19 protein-coding genes and 1 tRNA gene are annotated in these 18,108 nt (G+C 27.7%); 9 read left to right on the forward strand and 11 right to left on the reverse strand.

What is annotated here, in order from left to right:
- Positions 1–197: 197 nt before the first annotated feature.
- A complete protein-coding gene (gene dolP / locus GN160_RS01960) occupies positions 198–758 on the forward strand; it encodes a division/outer membrane stress-associated lipid-binding lipoprotein (RefSeq protein ID WP_225624856.1) in 561 nt (186 codons plus the stop codon).
- A gap of 82 nt (positions 759–840) precedes the next feature.
- Here the strand turns inward: dolP and rpsI are convergent, their stop codons facing one another.
- The 4 genes from rpsI to GN160_RS01980 form a co-directional block, all read right to left on the reverse strand.
- The gene (gene rpsI / locus GN160_RS01965) at positions 841–1,233 is read right to left on the reverse strand and encodes a 30S ribosomal protein S9 (RefSeq protein ID WP_192379955.1); all 393 of its coding nucleotides are present in this window, start codon (positions 1,231–1,233) and stop codon (positions 841–843) included.
- 19 nt (positions 1,234–1,252) lie between these two features.
- Positions 1,253–1,681, reverse strand: a complete 429-nt coding sequence (rplM, locus tag GN160_RS01970; RefSeq protein ID WP_192379957.1) for a 50S ribosomal protein L13 — start codon at positions 1,679–1,681, stop codon at positions 1,253–1,255.
- 921 nt (positions 1,682–2,602) lie between these two features.
- Complete coding sequence (locus GN160_RS03295; RefSeq protein ID WP_192379959.1) at positions 2,603–2,701, reverse strand: cell division protein ZapE; 99 nt, start codon at positions 2,699–2,701, stop codon at positions 2,603–2,605.
- Between the two features lie 45 nt (positions 2,702–2,746).
- Entirely contained in the window at positions 2,747–2,971 is a 225-nt protein-coding gene (locus GN160_RS01980; RefSeq protein ID WP_192379961.1) for a hypothetical protein, read from the reverse strand.
- 187 nt (positions 2,972–3,158) lie between these two features.
- Between GN160_RS01980 and GN160_RS01985 the strand changes: the two genes are divergently transcribed.
- Entirely contained in the window at positions 3,159–3,536 is a 378-nt protein-coding gene (locus GN160_RS01985; protein ID WP_192379963.1) for a ZapG family protein, read from the forward strand.
- A gap of 78 nt (positions 3,537–3,614) precedes the next feature.
- Positions 3,615–5,000 carry a serine endoprotease DegQ gene (gene degQ / locus GN160_RS01990; RefSeq protein WP_192379965.1) on the forward strand — a complete coding sequence of 462 codons (1,386 nt, stop codon included), beginning with the start codon at positions 3,615–3,617 and terminating at the stop codon, positions 4,998–5,000.
- Positions 5,001–5,119: 119 nt separating this feature from the next.
- Here degQ and murA read toward each other — a convergent pair whose 3' ends face one another.
- Together murA and GN160_RS02000 are read right to left on the reverse strand one after the other, a co-directional pair.
- On the reverse strand, positions 5,120–6,373 hold the full coding sequence (gene murA / locus GN160_RS01995; protein ID WP_192379967.1) for a UDP-N-acetylglucosamine 1-carboxyvinyltransferase: 1,254 nt from the start codon (positions 6,371–6,373) through the stop codon (positions 5,120–5,122).
- Between the two features lie 67 nt (positions 6,374–6,440).
- On the reverse strand, positions 6,441–6,689 hold the full coding sequence (locus GN160_RS02000; protein ID WP_192379969.1) for a BolA family protein: 249 nt from the start codon (positions 6,687–6,689) through the stop codon (positions 6,441–6,443).
- A gap of 210 nt (positions 6,690–6,899) precedes the next feature.
- Between GN160_RS02000 and lptC the strand changes: the two genes are divergently transcribed.
- From lptC to lptB, 3 genes are read left to right on the forward strand one after another with little or no spacing between them, the layout of a single operon-like run.
- Entirely contained in the window at positions 6,900–7,487 is a 588-nt protein-coding gene (gene lptC / locus GN160_RS02005) for an LPS export ABC transporter periplasmic protein LptC (RefSeq protein ID WP_192379971.1), read from the forward strand.
- 34 nt (positions 7,488–7,521) lie between these two features.
- Positions 7,522–7,989, forward strand: a complete 468-nt coding sequence (gene lptA, locus GN160_RS02010; RefSeq protein ID WP_192379973.1) for a lipopolysaccharide transport periplasmic protein LptA — start codon at positions 7,522–7,524, stop codon at positions 7,987–7,989.
- 46 nt (positions 7,990–8,035) lie between these two features.
- Positions 8,036–8,761 (forward strand): LPS export ABC transporter ATP-binding protein, encoded by a 726-nt coding sequence (gene lptB, locus GN160_RS02015; RefSeq protein ID WP_192379975.1) that lies wholly within the window; start codon positions 8,036–8,038, stop codon positions 8,759–8,761.
- 81 nt (positions 8,762–8,842) lie between these two features.
- Here lptB and GN160_RS02020 read toward each other — a convergent pair whose 3' ends face one another.
- From GN160_RS02020 to GN160_RS02040, 5 genes are all read right to left on the reverse strand, one after another.
- A complete protein-coding gene (locus tag GN160_RS02020; RefSeq protein WP_192379977.1) occupies positions 8,843–9,667 on the reverse strand; it encodes a metal ABC transporter permease in 825 nt (274 codons plus the stop codon).
- An 86-nt stretch (positions 9,668–9,753) separates the two neighbouring features.
- A complete protein-coding gene (locus GN160_RS02025; RefSeq protein ID WP_192379979.1) occupies positions 9,754–10,524 on the reverse strand; it encodes a metal ABC transporter ATP-binding protein in 771 nt (256 codons plus the stop codon).
- A 165-nt stretch (positions 10,525–10,689) separates the two neighbouring features.
- Positions 10,690–10,772 (reverse strand) — tRNA-Leu (locus GN160_RS02030).
- A gap of 115 nt (positions 10,773–10,887) precedes the next feature.
- Positions 10,888–11,961, reverse strand: coding sequence for an LPS export ABC transporter permease LptG (gene lptG, locus GN160_RS02035; protein WP_225624858.1), 1,074 nt, complete (start codon positions 11,959–11,961; stop codon positions 10,888–10,890).
- Positions 11,962–11,978: 17 nt separating this feature from the next.
- Positions 11,979–13,085, reverse strand: a complete 1,107-nt coding sequence (locus GN160_RS02040; RefSeq protein WP_192379983.1) for an LptF/LptG family permease — start codon at positions 13,083–13,085, stop codon at positions 11,979–11,981.
- 101 nt (positions 13,086–13,186) lie between these two features.
- On the opposite strand from GN160_RS02040, the gene GN160_RS02045 reads away from it, so the two are divergent.
- The 3 genes from GN160_RS02045 to GN160_RS02055 are packed head-to-tail and all read left to right on the forward strand — an operon-like array spanning position 13,187 to position 18,079.
- Entirely contained in the window at positions 13,187–14,713 is a 1,527-nt protein-coding gene (locus GN160_RS02045; protein ID WP_192379984.1) for a leucyl aminopeptidase, read from the forward strand.
- 23 nt (positions 14,714–14,736) lie between these two features.
- Positions 14,737–15,195 (forward strand): DNA polymerase III subunit chi, encoded by a 459-nt coding sequence (locus GN160_RS02050; protein WP_192379986.1) that lies wholly within the window; start codon positions 14,737–14,739, stop codon positions 15,193–15,195.
- A gap of 7 nt (positions 15,196–15,202) precedes the next feature.
- The gene (locus tag GN160_RS02055) at positions 15,203–18,079 is read left to right on the forward strand and encodes a valine--tRNA ligase (protein WP_192380876.1); all 2,877 of its coding nucleotides are present in this window, start codon (positions 15,203–15,205) and stop codon (positions 18,077–18,079) included.
- Positions 18,080–18,108 lie beyond the last annotated feature (29 nt).

Below are 18,108 nucleotides of genomic sequence, written 5' to 3' on the forward strand. Positions count from 1 at the left end.
CCTCGCAATAACAAATCCTAATACATAAATATTGACAAATAAATTGCTAAATGATACCCTGCTCATGTTTTAACATCCTAAATAGTACATTGATAATACAAACTTAGTCCTTATTTGATGTAACGTAGTTTGTTGTCTCGAGGTGCTGTTATACAGTTCTTGAATTAAGATAAATGTACAAACTAAATAATATGTTTATGATACTGCCCCTGATATGCATGGTAGTTCTGCCAGGTTGTACTAGCGGGTTAGTAATTGGTGGCGCTGTAATTGCTGCTAACAGCATAAAAGACCCGCGAAGTATTGGAACTCAAATAGATGACAAAATATTAGAAACCTATATTTCAAATGCCCTATCAAAAAATAAAGATATTAAAGAAACAACAAGAATCACAAATACTGTGTATCAAGGTAAAGTATTGTTAACAGGTCAAGCACCCAATAAAAAACTCGCCGAACAAGCTACACAAATATCAAGCAAAATAAAAGGTTCTAAAAAAATATATAACGAAATACGTCAAGCTTATCCAATACCTCTAGAAAAGATAATCATTGATCTATGGATAACTACAAAAATTAAAATACAAATTTTTATCAAAAATAAGACAATATTATCAAGCATAAAAATTGTTACTGAAAATAAAGAAGTATTCTTACTAGGAGAAATTACACATCAAGAAGAAAAAACATTAATAAACACAATAGATAACATACATGGAATAAGAAACATAATCACAGCTTTTAACTATGTCTCATAAAATTAAATCAGAAAAACGCACTAAATAAAACACTATCATATTTTCTAAAACCAGTATATTTAAAACTTCCATATTTAATTTTCTAACGCTTAGAAAATTGCGGACTACGACGAGCTTTGCGTAAACCAAATTTTTTTCGCTCTACTTGACGAGAATCACGTGTCATAAAACCAGCATTTCGCAACGAAACACGAAATTTTTCATCATATCGTACCAACGCACGGGTAATACCATGACGAATAGCACCAGCTTGTCCCGAAATTCCTCCGCCTTTAACAGTGATATATAAATCAAATTCACCAGAAATATTTAATAATTCTAATGGTTGAAGCATAGCATAACGCATACTTTGCTGAAGAAAATATTGATTATACAATCGCCTATTAATTATTATATTACCCTGACCTTTCCTTATAAAAACGCGTGCTGATGCACTTTTGCGACGACCAGTACCATAAAATTTATCTTTAATCATAATTCTTCTTTACTTTAAACTAAAATCTTAAAACCTGAGGGCATTGTGATTGATGTAAATGTCTATCATTCGCATATACCTTCAGTTTACGAAATATCATACGACCTAATCGCCCTCTAGGCAACATACCTCTCACTGCCAACTCTATAACTTTTTCTGGACGATTAAAGATCATTTTTTCAAAAGTAACTTCCTTAATTCCACCAACAAAACCAGTATAACGATAATATGATTTATCCTTATACTTATTCCCAGTAACAAGTATATTTCTTGCATTTAAAACTATAACATAGTCACCAGTATCAATATGAGGAGTATATTCGGGTTTATGCTTTCCACGTAAAATACAAGCTACATAAGTTGCAAAACGTCCCAAAACATGATTTTTAGCATCAATAAGATACCATGTACGCTGAATCATTTGTGAATTAGAGAATATGGTTTTCACTAAAATATCCAAATTTCATAGTTATAATCATTCTTACATAAAAACCAAAATTATATAAACATCAAAATCTCATACTAGCATTAAATCACTCAAGTTCATAATAATAATTATGAAAGTAAAAGAATACACTATATTTCATAGTAAATAATGAAATGCACATTTAAAATTACGTGGTAAATTAAAGATAATCTTCACTTTGTATTTCACATAGTTTAGATAAGTAACGCCTGTACTCAAACTGTAACATACCTCCAATATATATTTCCAACATAAAAATAAAAAAATGCAATTAATTTTACACGATTATCATATAATTCATCACTTAACATAGAAAACCATCATGCAACATCCCGCTGATCAATTCCTACTGATTGGATATTACACAATAAAATAATACGAAATGTCTTAACTAAATGATATAATTATCATATTTTAATGTTTCCTACGTAATTCAATAAATCTAAAATACTATGTCGTCAGTAAAAACGAGTACGAAAGTATCATTGTGATTAATTTCTAAAGAATTTTTTTGAAAAATTGAAAACGCTTCACCGGATAATTAAATAAATATTTCAGATTTTTCTTGATCAACATAATTTCCCGAAGGGCAAAAATAAAAAAATTATTTCGATATTAACAAGTAAAAATACGATAATCAAAAATTTTATTAAAATAAATCACATCACAATTATTTTAAATTGACTCAATGATAGGAAGAAACTTACTGCGATGAAACCATTAAGATAAAATTAATCAGGAAAAATTTTAAATTATAATTAAAGTAATATGACGAGGTAACAAAAATTAATTAAAATGCTCAAAAATTACATCAACTATATCGTAAGTAAAATTCATCAAAACAAAGTATATCTATATCTAACTTAAGTTTATCAGCCATTATCTTAAAAGATCTTGACAATCTTACAAACAAAACATTTGCTTGTGCAAATTTATCATAAAATTATAAAAATACAATCGTAATTTTCGCTTATTTGGTAAACTATGATAAAATAAATCCATCAATAAAGTGTTACCAGCACCTACATTGCACAGATATATAAACCTTTAAAAGAAAGGAAAGATATTAAACTTTTTGAAATCAACTATACTATTTTGACGCATATTCAATTTTTGATGCATATCATTCATCTTAATAACAACCATTTCTTGAAATGCGTCATATTTAAGTTTCTTTTCTTTCAACATCTTACGATAAAGGGAAAAAGGAATAATACAACTCATTATTAATATATTTAACTCTCTAATTTTAGAAAATAGAAAATTACACAAAACGTAAACCTTCGTGCATTTCTATATCATAGTAGAAATTTGTAAACAAGCACCATATCGTTATATAATGTAGTATATCTAAAAATACAAATAAATTTCCAAAATGAAGCAATTATTGCACATTACGATACATCACAAGATTTAAATAATAACGGTTGAAAACAACAATAATAACAGGAGAAAGATTATGGTATGGAAATATATATTAATGAGCTTTATTTGTGGTATAACCATCGGTATTATAATTATGTGGTTTAAGAAACGTAACATCACACAAAAACAATCTTTCCATAATCAAGACAATAAACATAACTATAACGAACGTGAAAATAAATTAATAAACCACTTTATTAACACCGCTGATTTATTAAATGACATAACTCAGTGTCATTGCAAATTTTACAAATATATGTCAGAAAGCGCACAAAACTTATTAAAAAATCACAACGTAAAAAAAGATTTACTTAATAAGGAAATCTTATCAAAAAAAATAAATAATGATATAAAAAATAACAATAAAACTCCTTTTGAAAAAACACAACCAAGAGACTATTCAGAAAGATAAAATGTAACATTTATTTAACATACACTATAAATAATCAAAAAATTTAAAAATTATTGAATATTCAAAATACACAAACTAATGAAAAAAATATTTTTATTTAAGATACTATTACTTAATATGTTAATCATATTTTCTTATGTTTCATACTCCAAAACAACATTGCCTAGTGAAATAAGAAAAACAGAAGAAAATTCTACGACAATGCCAAGTTTAGCTCCAATGTTAACTAAAGTATTACCTGCAGTAGTCAGTGTACACGTAGAAGGAACTCAACCAGTAAGAAAAATGATTCTACCTAAAGAATTTAAATATTTTTTTGGACCTGAAATACCAGGAGGAAATACAGGATCACGTCCATTCGAAGGTTTAGGGTCTGGAGTAATTATTAATTCTACAAAAGGCTATGTGATTACTAACAACCATGTGGTAAATGGTGCTGATAAAATCAAAGTGCAACTTAATGATGGTCGTGAATTTAATGCAAAATTAATAGGACATGATGAACAAACTGACTTAGCTGTACTAAAATTACCCAAATTTAAAAATCTAGTTGAAATAAAAATGGCTGATTCAGATTCTTTAAAAGTTGGTGATTTTGCAATTGCAGTAGGTAATCCATTTGGGTTAGGACAAACGGCTACTTCTGGTATAGTATCAGCACTAGGAAGAAGTGGATTAAACCTTGAAGGTTTAGAAAATTTTATTCAAACTGATGCTTCAATAAATAGAGGAAATTCAGGAGGTGCTTTAGTAAATCTTAACGGAGAGTTAATTGGTATTAATACAGCCATTCTTACCCCTGGAGGAGGAAATATTGGAATTGGTTTTGCTATTCCAAGTAATATTGTCAAAAATCTCAGTCAACAACTAATAGAATTTGGTGAAGTAAAACGTGGACAACTAGGAATTAAAGGAACAGAATTAACCTCTGATATAGCTAAAGCATTTAATATAGACGCTCAACGTGGTGCATTCGTAAGTGAAGTTATACCTGGTTCTGCTGCAGCTAAAGCTAAAATAAAAGCCGGTGATATTATCATATCTATTGAAGGTAAACCAATACAAAGCTTTGCTGAATTAAGAGTAAAAATAGGTACTACTACACCAGGTAAAACTGTAACATTAGGTATTTTACGTAACGGAAAACCTCAAAATATTTCCGTAATATTAGATGATAGCAACTCTATTACGACAAGTGAAGAAATTTTAACTCCAGCATTACAAGGTGCATCCCTAAGCAATGGAACACTAAAAGACGGAACAAAAGGAGTACAAGTAGAAGATATAATAAAAGACTCTCCTGCATCAAGTATAGGTTTACAAAAAGGAGATGTAATCATTGGGGTTAATAGAGAAAGGGTAAAAAATATCTCACAACTACGTAAAATATTAAACGGTAAACCGACGGTTATGGCTTTAAACATAGTAAGAGGAAATACTAATATTTTCCTGTTACTTCGTTAAATACTTCCCATAAGAAGCGTAACAAATAGTATAAATTAATATATCTTCGACCTATAAATACCTTATCAATAAAATGCAAATACACATGAATTTTAAAACATGTAAAATAATCCTAATAATCAATTAATACGTTCTATACAAGCGCCCATTTTACATAATTTCTTTTCTATAGAATCATAACCACGGTCAATATGATAAATATGTTCTACTATTGTAATCCCTTCAGCAATACAACCTGCTAGCACTAAACTAGCTGATGCACGTAAATCAGTGGCTGTAACATGAGTGCCAAACAAAGACTCTACTCCATGACATATTACTGTATTATCTTGTATTTCTGCATACGCACCCATACGTTCAAGCTCTTGTATATGAGCAAATCTATTTTCGAAAATAGTTTCTGTAATTTTGCCAATTCCTTTGGCTACAAAATTTAATAAACTAAATTGAGCTTGCAAGTCAGTGGGAAATCCAGGATAAGGAGATGTACAAATAGTAACTGCTTTAGGTCGTTGATCATACATATTTAAACTAATCCAATTAGTGCCGATGTCAATTATCGCGCCGGCTTCTCGCAATTTATTTAGTACTGTTAATAAAAAATCTGCCCTAGAATCTCTACATAATACATATGACCTAGAAATAGCAGCTGCAACTAAAAAAGTACCAGTTTCAATACGATCGGGAATAATTTTATAAACTCCCCCTCCAAGACATTGGGTGCCCTCGATAATAATGCGATTACTACCTGCGCCAATAATATTAGTTCCTAACATAATAAGAAAATTGGCCATATCAACAATCTCTGGTTCACAAGCTGCATTTTCAATAATAGTAGTTCCTTTAGCTAAAACAGCTGCACTCATCACTGTAACTGTAGCACCAACACTAATTTTATTCATAGTGACATGTGTTCCTTGTAATTTTCCTCTTACATATGCTTTCAAATACCCATTTTCTGATATAATACGTGCCCCCAACTTTTTTAAACCATAAATATGCAAATCAATCGGCCTGGCTCCAATAGAACAACCACCTGGCAAACAAATTTCCCCGTAACCAAATCTAGCAAGCAAAGGGGCTAACACCCATATAGAAGCGCGAATGTTTCTAACTAAATCATGTGGAGCACAATAAATATCTACCGTACTAGCATCTATATACACAACGTCATCATGTACTACTTTAGCGCCTAATTCATTTAATAATTGAACAGCAACATCAACATCTTTCAATTTAGGTACATTTTGAATGCTAACCGGTTTAGATGTTAATAATGCAGCAAACAAAATCGGCAACGCAGAATTTTTAGCGCCTGAAATCAAAACTTCACCACTTAATCTAGTTGGTCCTTTAATTTTAAATCTCTCCATAATTCATATTGAAATCATTAGAATTAATTTTATCTTGAATTATTTTATAACTTTTAAAATAATAAAACTAATAAAATTTTCTTGCACATTCCCATTCTTTTGGAGTATATGTTTTAATAGATAAAGAATGTATACTGGCATTAGAAATGTATGGTATTAAAGGAGCATAAACTAATTTTTGTTGGTCAACTAAACTAATGTGAGCAAATTCTTTACTTACCGCAATTATTTCATAATGGCTACCATCATTATTCACATATATTTCATCTAATAATAAAGATTTTATCAAAATTGCCTCTATTTCATTATTTTTCATGGCCATTATCACTTACGAATAAAAATTTCGGTCTTTATATCAATATTAATAAATTATAAATACATTACTTAATCAATCATTCATTTATCAAAATCATTAAAATATTAGACATAATAAATTTATAATAATACAATCATCTGATGAATCAATAAACATATCAAAATTATGATACCATAAAGTGATATTTTATTAAGAATCAAATCCTAAAATGTGAAAAAATATAAAACAACAAAAAACAATCTTAAGCTATTAACACTAACTTTACTAGAAATCTTGCTAATAACAAAAACTAACTACAACGCATTTTTGAAATTTAATTATAATATAACAAATATAATAAATGATATTAATCATCAACCACAACACTATACTAAAAATATAACTATTAGAATATATGATCATATTACAGGTAAACTAACTTATAAAATAGTTGCTGACAATATAAAATATTTTAACACTACACGCGTTTTTGATTTTAGTAAACCTCTAACTACTATATTAGATAAAAATAAGATTCCTATATGGACCATAAAAGCTGAACGAGCAAAATTAACTAATAAAAAAATATTACTTTTATTTGATGATATTCAAATAAATAACACAAAAAAAACGCATTTTTTTCAAAAAATAACAACAAATAATCTGGTAATAAATTTATGTACAAATGATGTTTATTCAAATGAAAAAACAACTTTATATGGAAAAGATTTCATTACCACAGGAAAAAAATTTTACGGTAATCTATGCATAAAAAAAATAAAACTTCTTGATGATATTCAAACTTCGTACAAAATATAAATTACATAATTTAAAAAATAATATTAAAACCATAATGATTCTTGTTCTAATTACCATTAGCACAAAATGTATTTCTTTAAATAAAGAAGATAAAAAAATAATACTAATTAACTCAAACAAACAATCCATAAACATGACCGATAATTCGCTAACTTTTACTGGAAAAGTAGCAATTCATTATAACTTTATTAATATTCAAGCTGATTTCGTAAAAATCAGTTATCAACAGGGGAAAAATAAATACAAAATAATAGAAGGATACGGAAACCCAATAACTTTTAAAAAATTAAAAAAAAACAACGAACTAATAACTGGTCAATGTTTAAAATTCCATTATGAAACAAATGATAATAAAATTCTACTAATAGGTAAAGCTTATATAAAAAAATCAAATAATTACATTCAAGCCGACTACATTAATTATTTAATAAATAAAAATCGTATACAAGCATATAGCGATAATGGGAAACAAGTAATTACAAAAATAATTCTACATAGCTGAATAAAATATTGAAATACTTAATTGACAAAACTAACAAATCAAAAATATGACTATATTAAGAATAAAAAATCTAAACAAAACCTACAAAAAAAAACAGATAATTAAAGATATAAATATAAAAATAATAACAGGACAGATAGTTGGATTACTTGGACCAAATGGAGCAGGAAAAACAACAACATTTTATACAATAGCAGGAGTTATCAAATGTAATTCCGGATCCATCTTTATAGATGAACAAAATATAACACATTTACCTTTATACCATAGAGCTCGCTTAGGAATTAGTTATTTACCTCAAGAATCATCTATATTTCAACAAATGGATGTTTTTGATAATTTAATGTCAGCCCTAGAAATCAAAAAAAATTTAAATAAAAAAAAACGATATGAATACGTCATTAAATTAATGAAAAAATTTCAAATTAATCACTTAAGACATAATTTAGGATCTTCTCTTTCTGGAGGTGAAAGAAGACGTGTAGAAATTGCAAGAACATTAGCTACAAATCCTATATTTATTCTTCTAGATGAACCCTTCGCAGGCATAGATCCTATTTCTATCACAGAAACTAAAAAAATAATAAAAAATTTAAAATCCTCCGGAATAGGAGTATTTATGACAGATCATAATGCACGAGAAACACTCGATATTTGTGAATTTATCTACATTATGAACGAGGGAAATATAATAGCAAAAGGAACACCCTCAGAAATTTTAAATGATAAAAAAGTAAAACAAATTTATTTAGGTAATAATTTTCACCTTTAATTTGTTTTTGATAAATAATTTATTTTCAAAGAAATATTTAAAAAATTAGAATATATAAATAACATACACGTTATAACTAAATTAATTAAAAAACACAGAAAGAAAAAAAACTATATTGGCTAATAATACAATAACTGGGCCAATCGGTAAAGACATATAAAAAGATAACATTAATCCACAATAAGAACATAAACAAGAAATACATACTGAAAATAATAACATTTTAGATAAACTAGTTGTCCAACAACGAGCAGATAAAACAGGCAGCATCATCAATCCTATAGCCATTAATGTACCAATTACCTGAAAACTAGCAACTAAATTCAATACAACAAGTCCCAAAAACAAAACTTGAATTAATTGTGGATACCAAACAGTTGTTTTGTCCATTAAAAAATCCGCATCAAAAGCTTCTATAATTAATGCACGATAAAATAAAGAGAAAATAATTAAAGTAAAACTAACAACTACCCCAATATATTTAATTGAATACGAGTCTATAGACATAACAGAACCAAATAATATATGCAACAAATCAATATGATTCTCATTAAAAAACATTAATAAAACACCAAAAGCTAATGATCCTGAATATAAACCAGAAAAACTAGCATCTTCTTTTAATGAAGATTTTGAAGACACCCATACCGAAATAATAGCAACTAATAATCCAAAACTTATCCCTCCTAAACTCATAGCCATTAATGACGTACTATTAAAAAGATACCCAATTACAACTCCAGGTAATATAGCATGAGATAAAGCATCACCAATCAAACTCATACGACGCAATAACAAAAAACTACCTATCAAAGCAGTACTTAAAGATAATGCAAAACAAACAACCATAGCCCTACACATAAAGCCATGATATAAAAAAGGATCAAGCAATAAATGCACTAACATTAAAAATCATTTTATAATTCATCAATCAACAAAAAATTAAAACTAATAATGAATAATTCTACTTTTATTTAAAATTTAAAACTTGTTTAAATTTCATTAATATTTTTTAATGATAACACATCAGAAAAATATTTAGATATGTAATAACAACTATGTACTACCATAATAATGGTACATCCTTGTTGATTAAGTTTACCAATAATTGACATCATTAAATCGCATGTTTGTTTATCAATATTATTAAATGGTTCATCCAATAAAATTAAAGATGCATGTTGTACTAATAATCTAGCAAATAAAACACGTTGAAATTCACCACCAGACAAATATGCAATATTCTTATGATATAAATGTATCAATTTCATCTGTAATAATGCATCCCAAATTATTTTTTGTTGAAAATAATCAATATTACTTAATAATCCTATTTTGGGCCAACAACCCATTGCAACAACATCAAAAACTGTTATTGGAAACTGACGATCAATATCTGGACATTGGGCCAAATAACTTGTATAAAATTCATTTTCTACACAAAATTCTATTCTTCCAGACACAGGAGGTAACTTACCAGCAATAGTCTTCAACAAAGTTGTTTTGCCTGAACCGTTATTTCCTACAACAGCAGTCATGCTACCTAATTTAAAATAATGATTTAAAAATGAACTAATAGCATAACCACAATAACCAATTGACACATTTTTTAATTTTATCATGGAATCTGTAAAGACCAAAAAATAGCAAACCATAACACGCACAGTATTATTAATACCAAAATTAAACGAAATATTCCCGAAGCAACAAACAATCTCACACCCATAGTCAAACGCTTTTTTTTGAAAATGATAAAAGCACATTTTTTATAAAATGTTATGATATAACATATCATTTTCTATTACAAACAACAGACCCAATGTAAATTTTTACAAACCCACTTAAAATCGATTCTTAAATTAAAACCTCACAGAGATAAAACCACAAAAAATAAAAACATCAAAATACACTTCAAACATCATAATTTTTGCCGAAGGCCGGAGTCGAACCGGCATACCTTAACAGTGATTGATTTTGAATCAATTGCGTCTACCATTTTCGCCACTTCGGCAAAAATTATTTGAAGATAAATCATATTTATTAAGAATATAACCCCAAAAAACTCAATGTACAATAGAACATAAAAAATAAAATTTCTGAATTCATTAAATTCAAAATCAAAACCATCAAAAACGTCTACACAACATAACAAATCCACACATAACCAAAACTATTACATTTGATAATATCATACCAAGCACTGGTCTGATATTATACATTACACTTAACATTCCCCATATTCTATCAAAAATATAAAATAAAAAACTAAAAATAATACCAAAAAACAATCTTACACTCATTTCCATATTACGAAATAAACCTAAAACACAAGACATACCAAACATTATCATAACAAAAGAAAAAAACGGTAAAAAAATCTTATTCCAAAAATGTAATTTATAAAAATTAGAAAATTGACTATTTTGATCAAGATATTTTATATAATTAAACAGCAAAAAAACAGAAAAAGAACTAAGTTTCATAGACGAAGCTTGTATTATATCAGGTTGCAAATCAACCTCCCAGACAATACTAGGATGCTTGCTATTAACAATATGATCCATATTGATAATATTTAACTCATCAACATTAAATAACATCCAAGATGTACCATCAAACAATGCATACTTCGCATAACGTATCATCCTTAATTGCATTTCATCATTAAAACAATAAATATTTACATGAAATAATTCATCCTTATTCATTACTTGTTTAATAAAAATAAAATCATTTTTATTCTTAATCCATAAATTATTCTTTATGCCAAAGTTAACATCATTATGAATTAAGCGAACACGAAAAAAATATAAAAATTGATCACTTAATGGCACTATACATTCACTAATAATTATTATAAAAAACATCATAAAAACAGAAATTTTAGATATTATTGCAACCATCCGTACATATCCAAACCCAAACGATTCTATAATAAGCAATTCATTACGACGAGATAATAAACCAAAACCAGACAAAGTACCTAACAATACACCAATAGGAAAAAATGTATCAATATCTTTAGGAATATTTGATATAACACAAATAAATGCCATCAAAAAAGAACAATAATCATCTCCTATTTTACGTAATTCATCAACTAACTTAACTAAACTAGACAAAGATATTAATACAAAAAATGTCATACATGTGGCGTTGAAAATAATCTTAATAAGATAACGATCTAGAATAGAAAACATCAAAAAAACACACCTCCCTATACTTTTAAAAATTTCTCACTCATCTTACATGTAACCACAAAATCATTATAATTTATCGCTAAAAATATAATGCAATATACTATATTAGTTAACCAAATAAATAATACCAAATGATCAAGATTATTTTTAACTCCATAAAATCTCAAACTAACCTGTAACGTAAAGAAAAAAAAATACAATATTAATCCAAATGACCAACTCATTAAAGAATATTTATGCAAGCAACTAACTGACAAAGACGTGGCAATCATAGACATAATCCATACTGAAATAATCAGAGTAAATCTCCAATGTAATTCAACATTAGCTTCTAATGTTCCTGCATCCCACAATTCATGAATACTCATTTGATCAACTTTAATGGAACGATAAATTCTTTTACTAGAGGTTAATAATAATTTATATTTAAAAAAATTAGTTACAAAAAAATTACTAAAAACATCAGTATCTTTAAACCATTCATAATAAACACCATCATTTAAAACCAAATACTCATCACCATTCTGTAAATGATCAATGAAACCCATATGAGCAGATATTAATGAAGAAACATTATTACCAATTGGTTGAAATTTAACTATAAAAATATTTTTAAAGTAAAATTTTTTTTTAATATCACTAATAAAAAACAACAAATATCTTTTATCTAAAAAATAAAACTTACCTGAAATTATATTCAAAGCACTAAAACGATATTTAAGATCAAACAAAAATTTATCACGATAATATGAAGACCATGGAGAAACCCAAAAAATATGAACAGCTAAAAAAACAACAATAAAAATAGTAAATATTGATACCGTACGCATAATATAGAATTTACCCAATCCACAAGTATATATCCCAATAATTTCATGCTCCATATAAAAATTTTTAAAAGTTATTAATAATCCTAAAAACAAACTAAATGGTAAAATAAATTTTAAAACATCTACTAAACTCAAGAAAACTAAAAAAAATATATAAAATATTGAAACATTATTTTCTACCAAAATACTCAAAACTTTTACAAATTTTTGACAAAAAAATACAACCAATAATACTAAAAATATAATTAATTGATTTTTCAATATTGCTTTTATTAAATATCTAGTAATAATCACGCGTAATCCTGTATAATAATATAAAATAAAGTATAGGATATTTAAATACTCAAGCAAAAATTAAAACCATCAATTTAACCTTTTATAGATCCAAGGAAAACATGAAATTTAGCACAAAAAGAATCAATCTAAAAAAAGAAAGCAATGTCTGTATCATAATTAGTGTATTTGAAAAACAGCAATTAACTCTATCAGGAAAAAAAATTGATGACATAAGTGGAGGATACATTAGTTCTATACTAGAATGGAGCAATTTTACAGGAAAAATAGGACAAAAACTATTTTTATACGATATTCCTAATTTTCTATATAAGCATATTTTATTAATCGGATGTGGGAAAAATCTCATTTTAAAAGATAAAGAATACAAAAAGATAATAAGACAATTAAATGGAAGTCTACAAAATGTAAATTTTGCTAAAACAATTTGTTTCCTAGACGAACTTAATGTAATAGACCGTAATCGATATTGGAAAATACGTCAAATTATAGAAACCATTCATGAATCCTTATATAATTTTCAACAATTCAAAACTAAAAATAAAAAAAGTGACTACAAACTAAACGAACTGATATTTCAAGAACCAAAAGAAGAATCACTCAGAAAAGAAACGCTGCTAGCTATTCATCACGGTTACATAATTGGAAAAAATATAAAACTTACAAAAGATTTAGCTAATACACCACCAAATATTTGCAATCCAGTTTACTTAATGAATAAAGTAAAAGAAATGGCGGCAAAATACAAAAATAAAATTTCTATACAATTTATAGATGAAGAAGAAATGCAAAATTTAGGTATGACTGCCTATTTAGCAGTAGGACAAGGTTCAAATAATGAAACACTAATGTCAATAATCAAATATCAGGGAAATTCCGATCCTAATCATCAACCTATTGTTTTTATAGGCAAAGGGGTAACCTTTGATTCCGGCGGCATCTCTATTAAACCATCGGATAAATTAGACGAAATGAAATATGACATGTGCGGCGCTGCCACAACATACAGTATATTAAATTTAGCAGCAGAACTTAACTTACCTCTAAATATAATTGGTATTCTTGCCACCTGTGAAAATATGATAAATGGAAATTCCTTACGTCCAGGAGACATTTTATCTTCTTTATCAGGAAAAACTATAGAAATAATAAACACAGATGCAGAAGGACGTTTAATTCTATGTGATGTACTAACCTACATTGAACGATTTAAACCTGAAACAGTAATTGACATAGCTACCCTAACTGGAGCATGCATAATTGCATTAGGGCATCATTACACTGCTTTAATGACCAATTTTCAACCTCTAGCTAATGAATTGATCTTAGCCTCAAGACAATCTGGAGATAAAGTATGGCAATTACCATTGGCAACAGAATTTCAAAAACAACTACAATCCAATTGTGCAGACATAGCCAATATAGGAGATAAAACAGCAGGAGCAATAACAGCAGGATGTTTTCTAGCTGAATTTACTAATAAATATCATTGGGTACATTTAGATATTGCTGGAACTGCATGGATACCCCAACCAAACAAAAATGCAACAGGAAGACCAGTAGCATTACTTGCTCAATTCTTAATTAATAGATCCAAATTAATAGAAGAAAAAACTCAAAAAATTTAAAAAATGTAATAAGATATTATTGAATGAAAATAGTAACCTTTTATGTGCTTGATACAAACACCACAAAAAATGGATTAACTACTCTAGAAAAATTAGCATGCAAAATAACAATCATGAAGTGGCGAGAAGGGAAAAATATACTTATAGCATGCGATAACGACGATCAAGCATCAAAAATAGATTTAGCACTATGGATGTATGAAGTTGATGCCTTTATACCACATAATTTGATCGAAAAAAAAGAAATGATAATATGCAAAACATCAATTTACATATGTTATACACCTCATAAAATAGACGAATCACGCAATTTATTAATTAATATGGTTACAAAAAACATAAAATTCTCTAAATTTTTTGATAATATAATAGAATTTGTTCCTCATGACAAATATCTAAAAGATTGGGCTCGCAAACGTTATCAGGAATATCGTAACATTGGAGCTAAACTACTTACGGTCAAAATAAATGAAAAAAAATAATTTCTCAATAAATAAAAAATATAATCCACAAAACATAGAACAACCTTTATATAAATTATGGGAAAAGAGAAAATATTTTTCATTTAACAATGATAATTTACGTAAAGAAAATTATTGTATTATGATACCTCCACCTAATATAACAGGTACCCTACATTTAGGACATGCCTTACAATATAGCATTATTGATATATTAATCCGTTATAAAAGAATGTCAGGCAATAATACTTTATGGCAAACTGGCACAGATCACGCAGGAATTGCTACTGAAATAATAGTAGAAAATAAAACCTTCCTCGAAGAAGGTAAAACTCGTCTTGAATATAAAAAGGAAGAATTCATAAAAAAAATATGGAAATGGCAGCAACAATCCACAACTACTATCAATAATCAGATGAGAAGATTAGGAAATTCAGTAGATTGGGAACGCGAAAGATTTACTATGGACGCAGAAATGTCAAATGCAGTAAGAGAAGTTTTTATTCAACTGTATCAAGAAAACTTAATTTATCGAGGAAAGAAGCTAGTTAATTGGGATTCTAAATTACAAACAGTTATATCTGATCTAGAAATAGAAAATAAAAAAACACAAGGTTTAATGTGGTATATATGCTACCCATTAGCAAATAAAGAAAGCACTGAAAAAAATGTAGATTATATAGTAGTAGCTACCACTCGTCCAGAAACCATATTAGGGGATACAGCTATAGCGGTTAATCCCATGGATGAACGATACAAAAATTTAGTTGGTAAATATGTAACAATACCAATTATAAATGACAAAATACCAATTATTACTGACGAAATAATTGATATGCAGCAGGGAACAGGCTGTGTTAAGATTACTCCTGCCCATAATTTTAACGATCATACAATAGCTTTAAAACACAAATTACCAATGATAAATATTTTTACAAACAATGGATGTATTTGTCAAAAAGCTGAAATATTTGAATACGAAGGAAATACCAACAAGAATCTTACTAATAGAAAAATACCAAAATATTTGCAAGGATTAACAAAAAACGAAGCTCGCAAAAAAATAATAGAAAAGATAATTGAACTTAAATTATTAAAAACAACAAAACCTCATGAGTCAATAATACCTTACAGTGAACGAAGTGGAATAATAATTGAACCAATGTTAACTAATCAATGGTATATAAGAGCTAAAAATTTAGCTCACACTGCCATACAAGCTGTAAAAGTTGGAAAAATAAATTTCTTACCAAAAAAATATGAAAAAGTTTATTTTGATTGGATGTATAATATTCAAGATTGGTGTATTTCTCGTCAAATTTGGTGGGGACATACCATTCCTGCTTGGTATGATAATTTTGGAAATGTCTACGTAGGACGCAATGAAAGAGAAATAAGGAATAAATTTAAATTCGATAAAAACATCAATTTAACACAAGATGAAGATGTATTAGACACATGGTTTTCCTCTAGTCTGTGGACATTTGCCGCTTTAGGATGGCCTAAAAATAATTCTTTATTACAAGCGTGTCACCCAACTAATATAATAATTAGTGGTTTTGATATTATTTTTTTTTGGATAGCACGCATGATCATGTTAACTATGTATATAATCAAAGACGAATACGGAACACCACAAATACCATTCAAAACAATTTACATAACCGGATTAGTTCGTGATGAAATAGGACAAAAAATGTCTAAATCAAAAGGAAATGTTATAGATCCATTAGACATAATAGATGGCATTTCTATAAGTAATTTAATTAAGAAACGCACCACTAATATGTTACAACCAAAAATTACTAAAAAAATAAAAGATTTAACTAAGAAAAAATTCCCATATGGAATTAAAGCATATGGAGCGGACGCCTTGCGTTTTACCATGGCAGCTCTATCATCAACAGGGCGAGATATTATTTGGGACATGCAACGTTTAGAAGGTTATCGTAACTTCTGTAACAAAATTTGGAACGCAAGTCGTTTTGTAATCATAAATACAGAAAACCAAGACTGTGGTTTCAATGGTAGCCATAAAAAGTTTTCTTTGGTAGATCGTTGGATATCTACAAAATTTAATCAAACTGTAAAAGCATTTAGAGAACAACTAGATAAATGCCGTTTCGATCATGCAGCCAATATATTACACGAATTTGCTTGGCATCAATTCTGTGATTGGTATTTAGAATTTACTAAAACTATACTTAATCAAGGATCTATAGAGGAATTATGTGGAACTCGTTATACACTGATAACTATATTAGAATCATTACTACGTTTAGCTCATCCAATTATTCCGTTTATCACAGAAGCGATATGGCAAAAAATAATAAAAATAATAAGAAACAAAAAGAATAATAACAAGGAAGAAGATAGTATCATGATACAACCATTTCCTAAATTTGATGCATCTATTTTAGATTTCAAAGCCCTTTCTGATATAGATTGGATAAGAGATATTATTACAGAAATACGCACAATAAAAAATAATTTTAAAATATCAACCCAAAAATCCCTCTCAATAATAATGCGTTATAAATCAATAGAAGCTAAAAATAAAATAATTGATAATTTACAATTTATCTTAAATATGATTAATTTAAACAACATAACTTTATTAACTGCAAACGAACATAATCCACCATCTTTATCCTTTGTGGTAAAACAGGATCTCGATATTCTCGTTCCCATAGAATTATTCGATAAACAAACTGAATTAATTAGATTAAATAAAGATATAGCAAATCTTGAAAAAAAAATACTTAATACAATGAATAAATTAAACAATAAAAATTATATTTCTAATGCACCAAAAAACATAATACTGAAAGAAAAAGAAAAATTAAAAAACTACCAGGAAAAAAAAATACAGATAATAAAACAAAAAACGCTGATATTAACATAATTTATACAATCATGTTCAATAACCTTTTT

This window comes from Blochmannia endosymbiont of Colobopsis nipponica, from assembly GCF_014857065.1.
GTDB lineage: Bacteria > Pseudomonadota > Gammaproteobacteria > Enterobacterales > Enterobacteriaceae > Blochmanniella.